This is a genomic window from Lysobacter sp. KACC 24251 (assembly GCF_057747755.1).
Genome location: NZ_CM173222.1, coordinates 395,366 through 412,564, shown reverse-complemented (window position 1 = coordinate 412,564; position 17,199 = coordinate 395,366). Strand labels below are relative to the sequence as shown.

Genomic DNA, 17,199 nt, shown 5'->3' with positions numbered 1-17,199 from the left:
CTAGCGGCTCAGGCCCAAGCGCGCGAGGGTTGCGGGGGCAAACGGCGGGCTCAGGCGAGCACGGCGCCATCCAGGCCCGGTTCGGGCGCGGGTGCGTCAACCAGCGGCTCCGGGTTGCCGGGCACGCGCAGCAGTGGGCAGCCCGCGGGCAGGTGCATGCGCAACCGGGCGGGCACGCAGGTGATGTCAAAGCGGTCGGCTTCGCAGGGTTCGCCGTCGAGGTTGAGCATCAGCGGCGCGGGCGCGGTCAGCCGCAACTGGCGACAGCGGTGGCGCACCGCGACCCGCTCCAGGGCGGCCTGGCGCCCTTCCGCGACCAGCGTGCCCACGGTCGCGCCGACTTCGCCGGAAAGTTCCGGCACCACGGTGAGGTCGAGCAGGCCGTCGTCGATATAGGCGTCCGGGCACAGCTGCTGGCCACCGCCGGCCTGGCGCCCGTTGCCCACGCCCAGTGCGATGAAGCCGCCTTCCCAAGTGAAGTCGTCGGCTTCGATGCGGGCCTGGACCGGCTCGATCCGGCCAAGCCGGGCGATGCCGGTGACCAGGTAGGCCAGGCCACCCAGCATCTTCTTCAGGCCCTCGTCGGTCTCGACGGTGACTTCGGTGCCGAAGCCGCCGCTGGCAAGGTTGGCGCACCAGTGGGCATCGCCCGCGGCCGCTTCGATGCGCAGCAGGTCCACGTCCACCGGCGCCGATTCGCGCACCAGCGCCAGGGCGGCCTCGGGTTCCAGCGGCAGCGCCGCGGCGGTGGCGAAGTCGTTGGCGGTGCCCATCGGCACCAGGCCCACGCTGGGCAGGGCGGACGCATCGGCCTCGTGGTGGGCGAGCGCCGCGGCGACTTCACTCAAGGTGCCGTCGCCTCCGCAGGCCACGACCGTGGTGACGCCGGCTGCGAGGGCCTCGTCCACGTAGCGCTGGGCATCGCCGGCCTCCCACGTCACCCGCACGTCGGCCCGCACGCCATCGGCGCGAAGCCGCGACACGGCCGCGCGCAGCGGCTCGTCGCCGGCGGACTTGCCGTTGATTACCAGCAGCCAATGGGGTGCGGAGGTCGGGGATGGTGATGGCATCCGCGCAGGCTAGCCGGACGCCGGAAAATCGCCGTGAACGTCCGGTCCTGTCATCACCCTGTCACCGTCCGAGCGGAGCATGGAAAGCCATAGCAGGGACGACGGGCGGGGGCGGGATTGCCTCCAAGACAACCAAGGCCGGTGCCCGCGAAGGGCATCGGCCTTGATCTTTGGGCGGAGCGGGTTTCATCGGCTGCGCCCCCGCTTGGCAGGGCGCGGAACCGGTGGATGCGCCCCGCCCTGCCAGTCAGCCGCGCACGCTGGCCACCGCGGCCTTCATCCGGCCAATGACGTCGGCATAACCGTGCACGTCAGCACCCGGCGCGTTGAAGATGGCGGAACCGGCGACGAAGGTGTCCGCACCGGCCTCGGCGATCTCGGCGATGTTGTCCGCCTTAACCCCGCCGTCGATCTCCAGGCGGATCGGGCGGCCGACGTGATCGATCATCTCGCGCACGCGGCGCAGCTTGTCCAGCGTGGTGGGGATGAAGGACTGCCCGCCAAAGCCGGGGTTGACCGACATCAGCAGCACCATGTCCAGTTCGCCCAGCGCCCAGTCCAGCACTTCCAGCGGCGTGGCCGGGTTGAGGACCAAGCCGGCCTGGCAGCCATGCGACTTGATCAGCTGGATGGTGCGGTGGGCGTGGCGGCTGGCTTCCGGGTGGAAGGTGATCATCGTGGCGCCGGCCTTGGCGAACTCCGGAACCAGGGTGTCGACCGGTTCCACCATCAGGTGCACGTCGATCGGCGCGGTGATGCCGTGCTTGCGCAGCGCCTCGCACACCATCGGGCCGATGGTCAGGTTGGGCACGTAGTGGTTGTCCATCACGTCGAAGTGCACCCAGTCGGCACCGGCCTTGAGCACGTTGTCGACCTCCTCGCCCAGTTTGGCGAAGTTGGCCGAGAGAATGGACGGGGCGATGACGGTGGGCTGCATGGCGGGCTCGCTGGCGGGAAGTCGGGTCGGTGGTCAGCGCTGCGCGCGCGGCGGGGTGGCTAGCGCTTGCGCAGGGTCTTGATGCGGTCGTAGGCGGCGTTGATCTCGCGCGCCTTGGCTTCGGCTTGTTCGCGCAATTCCGGGGCGGCGCCGGCCATGCGGTCGGGGTGGTACTGCGAGATCAGCCGGCGGTAGGCCTGGTCGACCTCGGCGTCGCTGGCGTCGGAGGTGAGGCCGAGGGCGGCGTACGGGTTGTCGCGGCGCAGCTTGAACCAGTCGCTGTCGAAGGCGTGGCCGATCAGCAGGCCGATCAGCGCGCCCAGCGGCGGGTTGCCGCGCATCAGGGCGGCGCCGGCGAAGAAGCCGAGCAACTTGCCGTACCAGCGCTTCATGCGGGGATCCTTGCGGTCATGCGGGTGGCCTCGGGCGGCACCGGTGCGGGCCGTCACGCATTTTACCTGCAATGGCGGCCCGGACCGTCGTACACTGCCCGGCCCGGTCGCGCCCGCGCGCGGGTCGAGGCCCTTCCCGGCGGATCTGTCCGCGGTGATCGGCGGCGATGCCAGGCGTGCTGCGGCGGGGGTCCGTGCACACCTTGTTGGGGGCTTCACGTTGTCCACGACTCTGCTTCAATCCGACCTGCCTGGCCTGCCCTTGCGTCACCGCGGCAAGGTCCGGGACGTCTATGACATTCCCGCCGATCGCCTGCCACCCGGCACGCCCGCGGGTGACTACCTGCTGATGGTGGCCACCGACCGCCTCAGCGCGTTCGACGTGGTGTTGCCCGACCCGATCCCGGGCAAGGGCGAGATGCTGTGCCAGATCAGCAACTTCTGGTTCGGCAAGACTGCGCACATCATCCCCAACCACCTGACCGGGATCGACGTGGCCTCCGTGCTGCCCGTCGGCGTGGACCCGGCGCTGTACGCCAAGCGCGCGGTCGTGACCAAGCGGCTGAAGCCGGTACCGGTGGAATGCATCGCCCGCGGCTACATCATCGGCAGCGGCTGGAAGGACTACCAGCGCACGGGCCGCATCAGCGGCATAACCTTGCCCGATGGCCTGCGCCAGGCCGAGAAGCTGGCCGAGCCGATCTTCACCCCGTCGACCAAGGCCGCCGTGGGCGACCACGACGAGAACATCGACTTCGATACGGCGGTGCGACTGGTCGGTGCCGATCTCGCCGAACAGGTACGCGACGCGACGCTGCGGCTGTATTCGTTCGCGCGCGACTACGCGGCGGAGCGCGGCATCCTGCTGGCCGACACCAAGTTCGAGTTCGGCACCGACGCCGATGGCCGGCTGTATGTGATGGACGAGGTGCTGACGCCCGACTCCTCGCGCTACTGGCCGGCCGACGAGTACGTGGTCGGCACCAGCCCGCCGAGCTACGACAAGCAGTTCGTGCGCGATTACCTGGAGACGCTGGACTGGGACAAGACGCCGCCCGGCCCGACGCTGCCGGCCGAGGTGATCGAGCGCACCCGCGCCAAGTACGCAGAGGCGCTGCAGAAGCTGGCCGGGATCAGCGTCGACTGATCCCCGCTGCACGGCGATGGGAAGAAGGCGTCCTGCAAGGGGCGCCTTCTTCTTTGGTCGAGGGCGGACCTTCGCCAGCACCTCGCCAGTTGCGTGCAGTCGCGGCATGACTTTGGCCATGCCCGCCGCGATACTCGCCGCATCGGCCCAAGGGACAGCCATGAACACGAGCGAACGACAGATCGACCGCTGGTTCGCCAGCTATTCCGGCGACCATCGCAACCAGACCAACCAGCTGATCCACGTGATCTGCGTGCCCGCGATCCTGTGGAGCGTGATCGCGCTCCTGTGGTGCATCCCGGCGCCGGGCACGTGGTTCAAGCCCGGCTTTTGGGCGGGCGCAGCCATGGTGGTGGCCGCGCTGTTCTACTACCGGCACACGCGCAGGCTCGGGCTGGGCATGGTGGCGGTGTTCGTGCTGATCGGACTGCTTACGCGCTGGCTGTTCGACACGTTCGGCGTGCATGCGCTGCTGTCGCTGGCGATTGGCGTGTTCGTGGTGGCGTGGATCGGCCAGTTCGTGGGCCACAAGATCGAGGGCCGCAAGCCCAGCTTCATTACCGACCTCACCTACCTGCTCATCGGGCCGGCATGGGTGCTGGCGAAGCTGTACCGGCGGCTGGGTTGGGCCTACTGACGCAGCGCGCCGCACGCGCCCACAACCAAACACCGCCTTGGCCTCGATGCCACGCAGGCGATCCAAACGCCAGATCGATGCAGGCAAGCGCCCGCGCCCCGGCGCACAATAGGGCGCCGATTTCTCAGGATCGTCGATGCCCCCTCGCGACCTTGTCCTGGTCCTGCTGGTCTGCCTGACCTGGGCCGGTAATTTCCTGACGTCCGCCCTGGCCCTGCGCGAGATCCCGCCGGTGCTGTTCACCGCGTTGCGCTTCGCGCTGCTGGCGGTGCCGATGCTGTTCTTCCTCAAGCGCCCCGCACGCGGGCAGTGGCCGCGGCTGGTGGCTGTGTGCCTGCTGATCGGTGTGCTGCATTTCGCCACCAGTTTCACCGCGCTCAAGCTGGCGGGTGACTTGTCCTCCCCCGCGATCGTGCTGCAGAGCTACGTGCCGATGACCGCGCTGCTGGCGTGGCTGATGCTGGGCGAACGTTTTGCCTGGCGCACCGGGCTAGCCATCGCGATCAGCTTTGCCGGCGTGCTGGTGCTGGGCCTGGACCCGATGGTGCTGGACCACCCGATGGCGCTGGGAATGATGGTGGTGTCGGCGTTGTTCCTGGCGCTGGGCACGGTGCTGATGAAGGGGTTGCGCGGGTTGGATGCGTACAGCCAACAGGGCTGGACGGCACTGATCAGCGTGCTGCCGCTGCTGGCGGCCAGCGCCCTGCTGGAACCCGGCGCGATCGCCCGGCTACCCGAGGCCAGCTGGGTGGCGTGGGCGGGCGCACTGTACGCGGCGTTCCTGTCGTCGCTCGTGGGTCACGGCCTGTATTACGTGTTGGTGCAGCGACACCCGGTGGCGCAGGTCACGCCGTGGTTGCTGCTGGTGCCGGTGCTCGCGGTGGGGCTCGGGATTGCGTTCTGGGGTGACCGGCCCGGGCCGCGGTTGTTTATCGGCGGGGCGATGGTGCTGGGCGGCGTGCTGGTGATTGCGTTGCGGACGCTGGCGAAGGCCCGGCTGCCCGGCATGTCCGCGCAGCGTGACGCTACGCCGTGACACCCACAGCGGCGGCGAATCCGCCTGCCAGCATGCCCGCCGCGTGACGCAGGCTCAGGCGCCCTCGCCCATGGGTCGCGCTTCGAACATGTCCGCGGTGGGGCGGAAGCGGCGCGGGGCGTAGCCGAAGTCGCGCGCGGCCGGCGCGACATCGAACACCAGGTCACTGCGCATGCGACGCACCGCCGCCTCGCCAAGGCCGGTGCCGCGCCCGGTGAGTTGGGCCGCAAGAAGGGCCGCGGTGAACAGCGGCGATGGCAGTTCGACCAACCGCGGCTTCGGCTGCAGCGTGGCCAGCACTCGCGCCACCATGTCGCGGTAGGCCAGCGTCTCGCCGCCAGGCAGGGCATACGCACCGCCGTGCGCAGCCTGCGCGCCGACGCAATCCATTGCGGCCTGCGCAAGGTCTTCCACGTGGACGGGCTGGCGCAAGCCGCGCGCGTCGCGCGGCAATGGGAAGCGCCCCCAACGCCGCGCCAGTTCCGCTATGCGGGTCAGCGTGGCGTCGCGGCCGGCACCGTACACCAGGGTCGGACGCAGGATCGTCGCCGCGGCGCCACGCGCGCGAGCCGTGGCCAACACAGTGGCCTCGCCTTCGCGCAGGCGACGCGCGACATCACGCTCGTGCGCGTCGGCCGAGCCCTGCTTGGTCTCCACGCTGGTCGAGCCGAACGCGACGACGCGCCCACTCGCGACGGGCGATTGCTCGTACCAGCGCGCGAACGCATCCAGCGGCCCGCAGCTGAACATCGCATCGACCTCTTCGGGCAACGCCGGCATGCGCACGAAATCACCCTGCAGCCATGCCAACCCCGGACTGTCGAGGTGCAGTTCACGCGACAACGCGGTGACCCGCCACCCGCCGCGCGCCAACCGCGCCAACAGCGGTCGACCGATCTGGCCGGAGCCTCCGAACACCAGCGCGTGCCGCATCGATCAGGCCTGCGGTGCCTTGGGTGGCAACACCGCGCGCAGCCACAGGAAGCCGGCCAACGCCGCAATCACCGACGCGGCCAGGATGCCTAGCACCGCCTCCTCGTACAGCAGTGGGTCTCGATAGGCCAGCGAGGCGATAAACAGGCTCATGGTGAAGCCGATGCCACACATCATGCCAAGGCCGAGCATCGCGCGCAGGTCCATGCCTGCCGGGAAGCGCGCCCAACCGGCCGCTCGCATCAGCACGGCCGCGCCGACGATGCCGATCGGCTTGCCCACCACTAGGCCCAACACCACGCCCACGGGAAGCGCGGCCTTCGCGTCAGCCAGGCTCATGTCGCCGAGGTACAGGCCGGCATTGGCGAAAGCGAACACCGGCAGGATGGCGTAGGCCACCCACGGATGCAGCGCGTGTTCCAGGTGCTCGAGCGGCGAGTGCTCCACCTCGTCGGGGATGTCGTTGCGCTTGTTGACGTGCGGAATCATCAGGCCCGTGGCCACGCCCGCCAGCGTGGCATGCACGCCCGACTTGAGCACGCACACCCACAGCACCACCCCCAGCAGCAGGTACGGCGCCAACCTGGTCACGCCGCGGCGGTTGAGCAGCCACATGCCTGCCAGCGCGGCACCAGCCCAGGCCAACGCCGTGAATGAGAGGCCGTGGGAATAGAACAGCGCGATGATCACGATGGCGATGAGGTCATCGACCACCGCAATCGTGGACAGCAGCAGCTTCATCCCCACCGGCACGCGCGACCCCAGCAGGGCCAACGCGCCCAGGGCAAAGGCGATGTCAGTGGCGGTGGGTACCGCCCAGCCGCGCATGGCCTGGGCGTCACCGTGGTTGAGCGCAGTGAACAACAGCGCTGGCACCGCCACGCCCGCGCCCGCGCATACCAGCGGCAGCACCAGCTGTTCACGACCGGCCAGTTGGCCGCTGAGCATCTCGCGCTTGATCTCCAGCGCCACCAGCAGGAAGAAGATCGCCATCAGGCCATCGTTGATCCAGAGCAGCGATGGCTTGGCGATGTCCAGCGCGCCGATGCGCACCTGCACCGGCATTTCCCGGAAGGCGTCGTAGGCCTCTTCCAGTGGCGAGTTGGCGAAGATCAACGCCAGCACCGCCGCGCCGATCAGCATGATGCCGCCGGCCGCCTCCAGCCGGAAGAACTCGCCCAGCGCCCGCACCGCGCGCGAGCGCAGGGGTGCGGACGTGTTTTGCACGGTCGATTCGGTCATCGCGCCAGTATAACGACCGTCGGCAAGTACCCCTGCCCTTCCGTCAGTGGCGGATCATCACCAGTTCGAAAGCCACCCACGCCAGCAGCGCCACAAGCAGCACGCCACCTTCGCGCTTGCTCACGCGCAGGTCGCCACGCAGCATCGGCACCATCATCAGCGCGAACACCAGCGCCGCGGGCAGCTCAAAGCGCACGAACGATTCCGGCAGCGGCAACGGGTTGAACGCCGCCATGCCGCCCACCACCAGCAGCAGGTTGCCCAGGCTGGAACCGATGACGTGGCCGGCCACCAGATCACCCTGGCCGCGGCGTGCGGCGGCGATGGCCGCCGCCATTTCCGGCAGCGCGGTGCCGATTGCCACGGGCAGCAGGCCGGTGAGCAGCGGGCTCATCCCCAGGCCAGCACCCAGCACCGGGGCATGTGTCACCACCAGGCGCGAGCCGTAGTACAGCAGCGCCACAGCGAGGGCAACCCGCACCACGTTCAGCGCGAGGTCCGTGCGGGTGCGCGCGAAAGCCTCGATCTCGGCCTGCAGCTCCGGGGCCTCCTTGCGTCCGTGCATCAGCGCGAAGGCCACCACGGCGACGAAGGCGGCCAACAGCACCAGGCCGTCGCCGCGCGACAGCACGCCGTCCAGACCCAATCCCATCACCGCCACCGTGCCGACCAGCAGCACCACCAGCATCGGCGAGAGCGCCCGCCAACGCACCACCAGTGGTGCCGCGAGCGCCGCGGCGCCCAGCGTGAGGCCGAAGTTGACCACGTTGCTGCCAACTGCATTGCCCAACGCCAATGCCTGCTGGCCGCGCACGATGGCATGCGCGTTGACCGCCAGCTCAGGCATGGAGGTCGCGAATGCCACCAGCAGCAACCCGGTAGTGAACGGCGTCAGCCCCAGCCGCTGCGCGAGGCCGGAGACCCCCTTCACGATGGAGTCGCCGCCCAGCGCGAGCAGAAGCAGGCCCAACAGGAACATCCCAACGGCTGCGAGCATCGTCCTTCCTCCCCTAGGGTGACGGCCGATTCTATGCCCGCGCCGGTGAAGGATGCGCGGGCTGGGGTCGAAGGCACCCGTTCGGTGGCGACAGCCGTCGCGGAATGGGCATGTCATCACGTATTCACACAACCGACCTATCGTGCCCAAGTCCTGAGGGAGAAGGGCCCCACGATGCTGCTGGCGAAGACCGACAAGGCGCGCGCCGCCATCCAGAACCGCGATACCGGGTTGAGTGCGCAGGAGCGCCACATCCTGATCGTGAGCAATGGCCAGCGCAGCCTCAACGACATTGTTTCGATGCTCGGTCCGGCAACGCTGGGGCCGATCGACCGGTTATTGCGGGAGGGGTATCTGCAGGCGGTGGCGGGGGAGCGCACGGTCGAGCAGGCGGCGGCGGTGGCCGGCCAGGGCATGAGCACGCTGCTGCGCGCATCGCGCGACTTCGCCGCCAAGGTCCAGGAACGCGCACAGGCGGTGATCGAAGCGGCCGCGGCCACGCCGCCGCCAACACCGCCCATGGCGGCCACGCTGGCGGAGCAGGTGGCGACATTGCCGGCCCCACCGCCCGCCCCCCGCGTGGGGCCGCGCCGTTCGCTGGCGGCGGCCAAGATGTACATGCTGGACATGCTGCAACTGCAGCGCAGCGTTGAGGCCGCCACCCTCAAGGTGGCGATCCAGTCCAGCGGCAGCGGCGAGGAAATCCTGGCCAGTCTGGTCGAGAGCCTGCGCCACCTGCGCACCGTATCCGCGTCGTCCTACTACACACGCGTCGCCACGCGGTTGGGCGAAGTGTTGCCGGAGGAGTTGGTCCCGCGCCTGTCGGCGGCGCTACGGGCCGACGAAGCCCGCTACTCGGCCGCCTGAGTTGGCCCCGACTCGTCAGGCGCAGCCTTCCACGTAGTCGACCGCGGGCGGCAAGCCGATACGCCACTCCGTGACGCGGGCACCGTCTCCCTTGCCATCGGTCTCGAACACCAGAACCCCCTTGCCACCGGCCGGGTCGGTAGCCCGCAGGTATTGTCCGTCGGTGTAGTGATGTGGGCGCGCTTCGATGCGCCCCGTGTAGAGACGCTTCAATTCCGCAGTGCTCATGCCCACGCGGCCGCCGCCAGGGGCGAGAAAACGCGTGCTTTCCGTGGAAAAGCGCGCAAACCGGCCTTCGCTGACCATGAAGTTGAATTCCGCCGGCTGCTTCACCCACACCGGGGTCATGAAGTAGCACTGGTCGTTGAATTCCCTGCCGTTGACGCTGAGCTCGCCGCCCCACAGGCGTGGCATCTCGCCCACCGGCGTACCGAACGGGATGTCGCCGTAGCCGGTGTAGCTCGCCTGATCCAGATCGCCTCCCGCTGCGGGGTTGCCGCCGGGCGCGGGCTCGCCGGGAAGGGCGGGTAAGGGCGCGACCGCGGGCGGCCGGGGTCCGCCGGCGGCAGATGCCTCGGGCGTCGCCTCTACCGGTGTCGCGGGGGCGGGAGCTGCGTCCGACGCCGCGCTCGGCTTGCTGCCTGCGCCCGTCGTTTCCACCACGGCCGGATCGCGCTCGCCCGTGCAACCGGCCAGCATCGCGGCCACCACGAGCATCAGGGGAAGTCGTCGCATCTGCCGCTCCTTGCGAGGGAGCTTCAGTGTCACCGCGCCGGGTGAAGCCGGCGACAAGGCCGGCCTCCCCGGGTTCAAACCGGTGCGCGGAAGTGCTTCTGCAGCCCGGCCCAGCAGGCCTGGTATTCGCGCTGGCGGTGCGTCGCGTCAAGGGCCTGCGCGGTCGGCCGGATCACCGCGCGCGTCTCGAACATGAAGGCCATCGTGCCGCTGATGTAGTCCGGCTGGCTGAGGTCGGCGCTGCTGGCCTTCTCGAACGTCGACGCATCCGGGCCGTGGCCAGTCATGCTGTTGTGCAGCGAGCAGCCGCCCGGCACGAAGCCCTCGGCCTTGGCGTCGTACGCGCCGTGCACCAGCCCCATGAACTCGCTGGCGATGTTGCGGTGGAACCACGGCGGGCGGAAGGTGTCCTGCATCGCCAGGACGCGCGGCGGAAAGATCACGAAGTCCAGGTTGCTCACGCCTTCGCTGTCGCTGGGCGAATGCAGCACCAGGAAGATCGAGGGATCCGGGTGGTCGTAGCTGATCGAGCCGATGGTGTTGAAGCGGCGCAGGTCGTACTTGTATGGGACGTAGTTGCCGTGCCAGCCGACCACGTCCAGCGGAGAGTGGCCGATGTAGGCGCGCCACAGATGCCCCTGGAACTTGGCAACCAGTTCGAAGTCGCCTTCCACGTCCTCGAAGGCCGCGTTCGGAACCTCGAAATCGCGCGGGTTGGCCAGGCCGTTGCTGCCAATCGGACCGAGGTCGGGCAGCTTGAGCATCGCGCCGAAGTTCTCGCACACGTAGCCACGCGCCTCGCCATCGGGCAGCGACACGGTGAAGCGAACACCGCGCGGGATCACGGCGATCTCCTGCGGCTCCACGTCCAGAACGCCGAGCTCGGTCTCGATGTGCAGGCGACCTTGCTGCGGCACGATCAGCAGCTCGCCGTCGGCGTCGTAGAAGTAGCGCCCCTGCATGTCGCGGTTGGCCGCGTACAGGTGGATGCCCACACCGGACTGAGCGGCGGGGCCGCCGTTGCCGGCCACGGTGAACAGGCCGTCGATGAAATCGGCGGGCGTCGCCGGCATCGGCAGTGGATTCCAGCGCAGCTGTTCCGGGGTCACCGGGCCGTCGCCGAACCCGTTATGGAAATGCGGCTGCTGGAATGGCTTGAACTCACCGTGCATCGCCGCGGGGCGGATGCGGTACAGCCAGCTGCGGCGGTTGGCGTGGCGGGGCGCGGTAAACGCCGTACCCGACAACTGCTCGGCGTACAGGCCGTGCGCCACGCGCTGCGGCGAGTTGCGCCCCACCGGCAGCGTGCCGGCGACCGCCTCGGTCGCGAACTCGTTGCCGAAACCCGTCTGGTAGCCGCTGCTGCTCAATGCCATGGCACTCGCCCGTCGATGTGGTGCCGACCCGCTGCGGGCCGGCGCTGGTTATGGGTGGGCGCGCGGCAGGGCGCGCCCGGGTGCGGAACAAGTCACGCCTTCGGCGTGTTCAGATCACGCCACGCTTCATCTGGTCGCGCTCGATCGACTCGAACAGCGCCTGGAAGTTGCCTTCGCCGAAGCCTTCGTTGCCCTTGCGCTGGATGATCTCGAAGAAGATCGGGCCGATCGCGTTCTGGGTGAAGATCTGCAGCAGCTTGCGGGTCTTGGTCTCCGGATCAGCGTCGATCAGGATCTTGTTGCGCGCCAGCCGCGGCAGGTCCTCGCCGTGGTTCGGGATGCGCTGGTCGACCACGTCGAAATAGGTATCAGGCGTATCCAGGAATTCGATGCCCTGGGCGCTCATCGCCTCGACCGTGTCGTAGATGTTGTCGGTGAAGCAGGCGATGTGCTGGATGCCTTCGCCCTTGTAGGCGTCCAGGTACTCGTTGATCTGCGACTTCGGGTCGCTCGACTCGTTCAGCGGGATGCGCACGATGCCATCCGGGGCGGTCATCGCCTTCGACACCAGGCCGGTCTTGGCGCCCTTGATGTCGAAGTAGCGGATCTCGCGGAAGTTGAACAGGCGCTCGTAGTAGTCCGACCACTTCTGCATGTTGCCGAAGTACAGGTTGTGGGTCAGGTGGTCGATGAAGGTCAGCCCGAAGCCCTTCGGGTCCTGGTCGGCGCCTTCGATGGCGACGTAATCCCCGTACACGCTGCCGTTGTCGCCGTAGCGGTCGACCAGGTACAGCATGCAGTCGCCGATGCCCTTGACCACCGGGGCGTCCACCGCCTTGGTGTCGGCCTTGTCGGCCACCGCCTCGCCACCGTTGTTGACCACGGTGTCGAACACCTTGGGCGCCGGCTCACGGAAGCGGATCGCAAAACCGCAGGCGCTGGGGCCGTGCTTGGCGGCGAAGTCGGCGGCAAAGCTGTCCGGGTCCTCGTTGACCAGGAAGTTGACCCCGCCTTGGCGGTATACGGTGATGGCGCGGCTCTTGTGGCGCAGGACCGCAGTGAAACCCATGCGGCGGAAGTAATCGTGCAGCAGCGCTGCCTGCCCGGCCGGCGCGGCGAACTCGACGAACTCGAACCCGTTGATGCCGAGAGGGTTGTCGAAGGTGGTGACCTGCATTCCGAGGTTGGGCTGCGCGTTCATGGCATGCTTCCGGTAGTCGCGGCCGGCCCCGAACGGGGTCGGCGTGAGGGATGAGACTTTATAGTTTCAATTGAAACCAAGATCAAGGCAACCGGACCCATGGCACCCCACGCCCAGCTCGACCTGGATCGCTTCCTGCCGTACCGCCTGTCCGTGCTGTCCAACCGGATCAGCACCTCGGTCGCGCAGATGTATTCCGAGCACTTCCAGCTGACGATCACCGAATGGCGGGTCATGGCAATCCTCGGCCGCTACCCGGACCTGTCCGCCAACGAGGTGGCCCAGCGCTCGGCGATGGACAAGGTGGCCGTCAGCCGGGCGGTCGCCCGCCTGCTTGACTCCGGCCGGCTGACCCGTGAGATGCACGACGACGACCGCCGCCGCTCGGTGCTGCGGCTGTCCGAGGAGGGCATGCGCATCTATGACCAGATCGCGCCCCTGGCGTTGGACTTCGAGCGGCAGTTGCTCGGCGAAATGACACCGGAAGAGCGCGCCTTGTTGTTCCGCGTGCTGGATCGCCTGGACGAATTGGAGCTCAAGATCGAGGCAGCGAATACGCTGCGGGGATGAAGCCAGACCCGGCAACGGGCTCCTGGTTCCCGCGCCTCCTCAGGGCGCAAATGGAAACGGCGGCCCCAAGGCCGCCGTTTCCGCGTCGGGCGCCAGTGCTCGACGCCTTCCCACCGCTGGCGCCCGCGCACGGCGGGCGGCGGCGGGCTTACTTCACGCCGTGCATCAGCTTGTTGATCAGCGGTGCCAGGAAGAAATAGATGCCACCCACGATCAGCCCCGCCCAGATGAGCATGGTGAACGTTTCGCTGTACTGCGCCAGCGAGCCCGCGGCGTCATGCGCACTGCCACCCGAGGCGATTGCCGCGATGCGGCCGGCCAGGTAGTTGGCGACCGCGGTGGCGAGGAACCAGCCACCCATCGACAGGCCCACGTTCTTGGGCGCGGCCAGCTTGGTCACCATCGACAGGCCGATCGGCGACAGGCACAGCTCGGCGGCGGTGTGGATGAAGTACAGGCCCGCCAGCCAGTACCAGGCGATGCGGTTGTCGACGCCGAGAAAGTTCTTCAGCGCGAACACCAGCAGGGCGAAGCCCGCCGCCAGACCGATCAGCGCGATCGCGAACTTGCGCGGGATCGACGGGTTCATGCTGATCCTTTCCAGCCTCGGCCACAGCGCCGCGAACATCGGGGCCAGCAGGATGATGAACACCGGGTTGGCCGACTGGAACAGCGTGAAGTGGAGCTGGTAGCCGAACACGGTCGGCATGTTCACGTGGTCCTGCGCGAGGAAGTTCAGCGACGCGCCGGCCTGCTCGAACAACGCCCAGAACAGGATGTTGGCGCTGAACAGGATGAACATCGCGATGTACTTCTGCCCCTGGGTGCGGTCTTGGGCGAAGCCCGACCAGATCAGGTACGCGGCCAGCACCGCAAACATGCCCAGCAGGATCGTGCCCAGCAGGGCGCTCTGGCTGAGCAGCACGTAGATCAGCGGCACCATCAGCACCGCACCGCCCAGCACCACCAGGATCGGGGTGATGCCCTCACGCCCGGCGGGCGCCTTGCCGATGTGACCCAGCATGCCCTTGCGGAACTGGAACACCACAACGCCGAAGATCATGCCGATCGCCGCCGCCAGGAAGCCGTACTGGTAGCCGAACTTGGCACCGATCCAGCTCGCGCAGATGATCGGGGCGAAGAACGCGCCGGCATTGATGCCCATGTAGAAGATGGTGAAACCGGAGTCACGGCGTGCGTCACCCGGCGCGTACAGCTGGCCAACCATGGTCGAGATGTTGGGCTTGAACAGGCCGTTACCGGCCACGATCACGGCCAGGCCGATCAGGAACCAGTGCATCTCCGGCAGGATCAGCATCGCCAGGCCGATGGCCATCAGCACGCCGCCGAGGATGATCGAGCGCTGGTAGCCCAGGTAGCGGTCGGCGATCATGCCGCCGGCCACGCCGGTGGCGTACACCAGCGAGGTGAAGCCGCCGTACACCAGCGAGGCTTCGGCCTTGGCCTCGCCCTCGGGCAGGTGGCTGAAGAACTGGGCGGCGACGTACACCGCCAGCAGGGCACGCATGCCGTAATAGGCGAAGCGCTCCCAGAACTCCGCACCGAACAGCATCCACAACGGGCGCGGGTGGCCCAGGGTTTCGCCGGGCGGCGGCGGAATGAAATCGTGTTGATTGCTTGCGGCACCGCTCATGCGGCTTCCCCCGTACGTTCAGGAATGGTGATGAACCCCACGCCGACGGCACGGGACCCGGGAGATTTACCGACTGACGCAGGCCACGTCAAACCGGATTTGCATTGGTGCGCTGCAACATCACGCTTGTAATCAGCGCGACTTGGCCCAGTCGAGCACCGCGCTGCCCCCCCAGCATGGGCTGAATGCGGGAAGGGAGCGCGGCCTCAGTCCGGCGCTTGGCCGTATCCCTGCCCCGGCCCGATCGAGGTCCGCACCTCGAACAGCTCCGGGAAGAAGGTCAGCTCCAAGGCCTGCTTGAGGAAACCCACACCGCTGGACCCGCCGGTGCCGCGCTTGAAGCCGATGATCCGCATCACGGTGCGCATGTGCCGGAAGCGCCACAGCTGGAACTGGCTCTCCAGGTCCACCAGGTCCTCGCACAGCGCGTACTCGCGCCAATAGGTGTCGGTGTCCTCGTAGATGCGTTCGAACACCGGGCGCAGCGCCGGGTCCGACACGTGTGGCTGGCTCCAGTCGCGCTGCAGGTGGTGCGCGGGAATGGCATGGCCGAACCGGGACAGGTACTGCAGGAAGTGCTCGTACAGGCTGGGTGCGTTGAGCACCTCGGCCAGTCCGGTCTGGAGCCCCGCGTCATGTGCGAACACCTTGAGCATGTCCGCGTTCTTGTTGCCCATCAGGAATTCTATGGTGCGGTACTGCAGCGACTGGAAACCCGAAGAAGGCCCGAGGATGGCGCGGAAGCCCATGTATTCGGAAGGCGTGAGGGTCTCCAGCACCGACCACTGCTCGGTCAGCTGGCGCAGGACCTGCTTGCAGCGCGCCAGCACCTTTCGCGTCTGCCAGACCTCGTCGCGGCCCAGATGGGCAACAGCCGCGTGCAGCTCGTGGATCATCAGCTTCATCCACAGCTCGGAGGTCTGGTGCTGGATGATGAAAAGCATTTCGTCGTGGTGCGGCGGGCTGGACAGCGGTGCCTGCGCCGACAGCAGGCGCTCAAGGTGCAGGTAGCCCCCGTAGGTCATCCGCCCTGACAGGTCGGTGTGGATGCCGGTTTCCAGCTCGCGTTGGTTCTTGTCGACGGTCATCTGTACTGCCTCGATGTAGCGCGACAGGGTAACGCAGCACGGCGGCGCGGGCTGCACGTCCATTCCGTCCACGCCACCCTTCCACGGCGTATGGAGCCGCGCCAGCTGTGCGCACCCCTGGCATGACGTGCCTTTTCCCGTTTGTCATGCCGCAGCGCGCAACGGGACTTTCGGCCCGGCCGCCTATCATGGGCGGATTGATCAACTGCTGATCCAGCCGAGGAAATCCCCGCGATGACGATCGCCGCGCGTTACGAGATCGAGTACCTGCAGTACCTGGGGCCCGATGGCACCCTCGTCGCAGAGCCACCCGCCGACCTCGCCGACCCGAAAGTGCTGCTGCCGCTGTTCAAGCAGATGCTGTTCGTGCGCACCTTCGACACCAAGGCCATCGCCCTGCAGCGCACGGGCAAGCTCGGCACCTACGCGGCCTGCCTTGGCCACGAGGCGACGCATGTGGGCATCGGCGCCTCGATGCAGCCCGACGACACCTTCGCCCCGAGCTACCGTGAATACGGCGCGCAGTTCATGCGCGGGGTGAAGCCGCGCGAGGTGCTGCTGTACTGGGGTGGCGATGAACGCGGCAACGATTTCTCGGGGCCGAAGCACGACTACCCGTGGTGCGTGCCGATCTCCACCCAGATGCTGTACTCGGCGGGTGCCGCGCTGAAGTTCAAGCTGCGCGGCGAGAAGAACATGGCCGTGGCGGTGTGCGGTGACGGCGGATCGTCCAAGACCGACTTCTACGCCGCGGTGAACTCCGCCGGCGCGTACTCGCTGCCGCTGGTGCTGTGCGTGGTCAACAACGGCTGGGCCATCTCGGTACCGCGCTCGGCGCAGACCGGCGCCACCACGCTGGCGCAGAAGGGCCTGGCCGGTGGCCTGCACTGCCTGCAGGTGGACGGCAACGACATGATAGCCGTGCTGGAAGGCATGCGCCGCGCCAGCGAGCGGGCGCGCAGCGGCGAAGGCGGCAGCGTCATCGAGTTCATGACCTACCGCCTGCACGACCACACCACCGCCGACGACGCGCGCCGCTACCGTGACGAGCAAGAGGTCAAGGACGCCTGGACGCGCGACCCGATGACCCGCCTGCGCACCTACCTCACCGCCAAGGGTGCGTGGAGCGAGGCCGAGGAAACGGCGTGGATCGCCGAATGCGGGGTCAAGGTGGACGAGGAGATCAACGCCTACCTCAACACCCCGGTGCAACCGGTGGAGGCGATGTTCGACTTCCTGTACGCCGACATGCCCGAGGACGTGCGCAAGCAGCGCGCGGCCGCGCTCGCCCTGGAGGGCCGCGCGTGAACAAGGCCG

16 protein-coding genes and 1 pseudogene are annotated in these 17,199 nt (G+C 68.1%); 6 read left to right on the top strand and 11 right to left on the bottom strand.

Going from position 1 to position 17,199, the window contains the following annotated elements; all coding sequences use genetic code 11:
- Positions 1 to 128: 128 nt before the first annotated feature.
- From yegS to AC3ARF_RS01895, 3 genes and pseudogenes are all read right to left on the bottom strand, one after another.
- Positions 129 to 1,070 (bottom strand): annotated as a pseudogene (gene yegS / locus AC3ARF_RS01905) (lipid kinase YegS); the annotation flags it as partial.
- A 247-nt stretch (positions 1,071 to 1,317) separates the two neighbouring features.
- Complete coding sequence (gene rpe, locus AC3ARF_RS01900; protein WP_498929783.1) at positions 1,318 to 2,007, bottom strand: ribulose-phosphate 3-epimerase; 690 nt, start codon at positions 2,005 to 2,007, stop codon at positions 1,318 to 1,320.
- A 59-nt stretch (positions 2,008 to 2,066) separates the two neighbouring features.
- Entirely contained in the window at positions 2,067 to 2,399 is a 333-nt protein-coding gene (locus tag AC3ARF_RS01895) for a J domain-containing protein (protein ID WP_498929781.1), read from the bottom strand.
- 220 nt (positions 2,400 to 2,619) lie between these two features.
- On the opposite strand from AC3ARF_RS01895, the gene AC3ARF_RS01890 reads away from it, so the two are divergent.
- From AC3ARF_RS01890 to AC3ARF_RS01880, 3 genes are all read left to right on the top strand, one after another.
- Positions 2,620 to 3,546 (top strand): phosphoribosylaminoimidazolesuccinocarboxamide synthase, encoded by a 927-nt coding sequence (locus tag AC3ARF_RS01890; protein ID WP_498929778.1) that lies wholly within the window; start codon positions 2,620 to 2,622, stop codon positions 3,544 to 3,546.
- A gap of 160 nt (positions 3,547 to 3,706) precedes the next feature.
- Positions 3,707 to 4,183: an Mpo1 family 2-hydroxy fatty acid dioxygenase gene (locus AC3ARF_RS01885; protein ID WP_498929776.1), complete on the top strand. Its 477-nt coding sequence runs from the start codon at positions 3,707 to 3,709 to the stop codon at positions 4,181 to 4,183.
- A 136-nt stretch (positions 4,184 to 4,319) separates the two neighbouring features.
- Complete coding sequence (locus AC3ARF_RS01880) at positions 4,320 to 5,219, top strand: DMT family transporter (RefSeq protein WP_498929775.1); 900 nt, start codon at positions 4,320 to 4,322, stop codon at positions 5,217 to 5,219.
- Between the two features lie 54 nt (positions 5,220 to 5,273).
- Here AC3ARF_RS01880 and AC3ARF_RS01875 read toward each other — a convergent pair whose 3' ends face one another.
- From AC3ARF_RS01875 to AC3ARF_RS01865, 3 genes are read right to left on the bottom strand one after another with little or no spacing between them, the layout of a single operon-like run.
- Complete coding sequence (locus tag AC3ARF_RS01875) at positions 5,274 to 6,152, bottom strand: NAD-dependent epimerase/dehydratase family protein (protein WP_498929773.1); 879 nt, start codon at positions 6,150 to 6,152, stop codon at positions 5,274 to 5,276.
- Positions 6,153 to 6,155: 3 nt separating this feature from the next.
- A complete protein-coding gene (nhaA, locus tag AC3ARF_RS01870; RefSeq protein ID WP_498929771.1) occupies positions 6,156 to 7,394 on the bottom strand; it encodes a Na+/H+ antiporter NhaA in 1,239 nt (412 codons plus the stop codon).
- A 43-nt stretch (positions 7,395 to 7,437) separates the two neighbouring features.
- Positions 7,438 to 8,391 (bottom strand): sodium:calcium antiporter, encoded by a 954-nt coding sequence (locus tag AC3ARF_RS01865; RefSeq protein WP_498929770.1) that lies wholly within the window; start codon positions 8,389 to 8,391, stop codon positions 7,438 to 7,440.
- Positions 8,392 to 8,565: 174 nt separating this feature from the next.
- On the opposite strand from AC3ARF_RS01865, the gene AC3ARF_RS01860 reads away from it, so the two are divergent.
- Positions 8,566 to 9,258 carry a hypothetical protein gene (locus tag AC3ARF_RS01860; protein ID WP_498929769.1) on the top strand — a complete coding sequence of 231 codons (693 nt, stop codon included), beginning with the start codon at positions 8,566 to 8,568 and terminating at the stop codon, positions 9,256 to 9,258.
- Between the two features lie 15 nt (positions 9,259 to 9,273).
- Here AC3ARF_RS01860 and AC3ARF_RS01855 read toward each other — a convergent pair whose 3' ends face one another.
- The 3 genes from AC3ARF_RS01855 to hppD all read right to left on the bottom strand — a co-directional run bounded on the left by AC3ARF_RS01855 (position 9,274) and on the right by hppD (position 12,570).
- Positions 9,274 to 9,993: a lectin gene (locus tag AC3ARF_RS01855; protein WP_498929767.1), complete on the bottom strand. Its 720-nt coding sequence runs from the start codon at positions 9,991 to 9,993 to the stop codon at positions 9,274 to 9,276.
- A 74-nt stretch (positions 9,994 to 10,067) separates the two neighbouring features.
- Positions 10,068 to 11,369 (bottom strand): homogentisate 1,2-dioxygenase, encoded by a 1,302-nt coding sequence (hmgA, locus tag AC3ARF_RS01850; RefSeq protein ID WP_498929765.1) that lies wholly within the window; start codon positions 11,367 to 11,369, stop codon positions 10,068 to 10,070.
- Between the two features lie 109 nt (positions 11,370 to 11,478).
- Positions 11,479 to 12,570 carry a 4-hydroxyphenylpyruvate dioxygenase gene (gene hppD / locus AC3ARF_RS01845; protein WP_498929763.1) on the bottom strand — a complete coding sequence of 364 codons (1,092 nt, stop codon included), beginning with the start codon at positions 12,568 to 12,570 and terminating at the stop codon, positions 11,479 to 11,481.
- Between the two features lie 99 nt (positions 12,571 to 12,669).
- Between hppD and AC3ARF_RS01840 the strand changes: the two genes are divergently transcribed.
- A complete protein-coding gene (locus AC3ARF_RS01840) occupies positions 12,670 to 13,140 on the top strand; it encodes a MarR family winged helix-turn-helix transcriptional regulator (protein ID WP_498929762.1) in 471 nt (156 codons plus the stop codon).
- A 148-nt stretch (positions 13,141 to 13,288) separates the two neighbouring features.
- Here the strand turns inward: AC3ARF_RS01840 and AC3ARF_RS01835 are convergent, their stop codons facing one another.
- Together AC3ARF_RS01835 and AC3ARF_RS01830 are read right to left on the bottom strand one after the other, a co-directional pair.
- Complete coding sequence (locus tag AC3ARF_RS01835) at positions 13,289 to 14,794, bottom strand: peptide MFS transporter (protein ID WP_498929760.1); 1,506 nt, start codon at positions 14,792 to 14,794, stop codon at positions 13,289 to 13,291.
- Positions 14,795 to 15,000: 206 nt separating this feature from the next.
- Positions 15,001 to 15,882, bottom strand: coding sequence for a tryptophan 2,3-dioxygenase (locus AC3ARF_RS01830; protein WP_498931948.1), 882 nt, complete (start codon positions 15,880 to 15,882; stop codon positions 15,001 to 15,003).
- 234 nt (positions 15,883 to 16,116) lie between these two features.
- On the opposite strand from AC3ARF_RS01830, the gene pdhA reads away from it, so the two are divergent.
- Positions 16,117 to 17,190, top strand: a complete 1,074-nt coding sequence (pdhA, locus tag AC3ARF_RS01825) for a pyruvate dehydrogenase (acetyl-transferring) E1 component subunit alpha (RefSeq protein ID WP_498929758.1) — start codon at positions 16,117 to 16,119, stop codon at positions 17,188 to 17,190.
- The last annotated feature ends 9 nt before the right edge of the window (positions 17,191 to 17,199 follow it).

What these genes read in the sequence shown, in the direction of transcription:
- pdhA (WP_498929758.1), top strand. Translation starts at nt 16,117, where the DNA reads ATGACGATCGCCGCGCGTTACGAGATCGAGTACCTGCAGTACCTGGGG.
- AC3ARF_RS01840 (WP_498929762.1), top strand. Translation starts at nt 12,670, where the DNA reads ATGGCACCCCACGCCCAGCTCGACCTGGATCGCTTCCTGCCGTACCGC.
- AC3ARF_RS01885 (WP_498929776.1), top strand. Translation starts at nt 3,707, where the DNA reads ATGAACACGAGCGAACGACAGATCGACCGCTGGTTCGCCAGCTATTCC.
- AC3ARF_RS01855 (WP_498929767.1), bottom strand. Translation starts at nt 9,993, where the DNA reads ATGCGACGACTTCCCCTGATGCTCGTGGTGGCCGCGATGCTGGCCGGT.
- AC3ARF_RS01835 (WP_498929760.1), bottom strand. Translation starts at nt 14,794, where the DNA reads ATGAGCGGTGCCGCAAGCAATCAACACGATTTCATTCCGCCGCCGCCC.
- AC3ARF_RS01880 (WP_498929775.1), top strand. Translation starts at nt 4,320, where the DNA reads ATGCCCCCTCGCGACCTTGTCCTGGTCCTGCTGGTCTGCCTGACCTGG.
- AC3ARF_RS01895 (WP_498929781.1), bottom strand. Translation starts at nt 2,399, where the DNA reads ATGAAGCGCTGGTACGGCAAGTTGCTCGGCTTCTTCGCCGGCGCCGCC.
- nhaA (WP_498929771.1), bottom strand. Translation starts at nt 7,394, where the DNA reads ATGACCGAATCGACCGTGCAAAACACGTCCGCACCCCTGCGCTCGCGC.
- AC3ARF_RS01830 (WP_498931948.1), bottom strand. Translation starts at nt 15,882, where the DNA reads ATGACCGTCGACAAGAACCAACGCGAGCTGGAAACCGGCATCCACACC.
- hppD (WP_498929763.1), bottom strand. Translation starts at nt 12,570, where the DNA reads ATGAACGCGCAGCCCAACCTCGGAATGCAGGTCACCACCTTCGACAAC.
- hmgA (WP_498929765.1), bottom strand. Translation starts at nt 11,369, where the DNA reads ATGGCATTGAGCAGCAGCGGCTACCAGACGGGTTTCGGCAACGAGTTC.
- rpe (WP_498929783.1), bottom strand. Translation starts at nt 2,007, where the DNA reads ATGCAGCCCACCGTCATCGCCCCGTCCATTCTCTCGGCCAACTTCGCC.
- AC3ARF_RS01865 (WP_498929770.1), bottom strand. Translation starts at nt 8,391, where the DNA reads ATGCTCGCAGCCGTTGGGATGTTCCTGTTGGGCCTGCTTCTGCTCGCG.
- AC3ARF_RS01860 (WP_498929769.1), top strand. Translation starts at nt 8,566, where the DNA reads ATGCTGCTGGCGAAGACCGACAAGGCGCGCGCCGCCATCCAGAACCGC.
- AC3ARF_RS01875 (WP_498929773.1), bottom strand. Translation starts at nt 6,152, where the DNA reads ATGCGGCACGCGCTGGTGTTCGGAGGCTCCGGCCAGATCGGTCGACCG.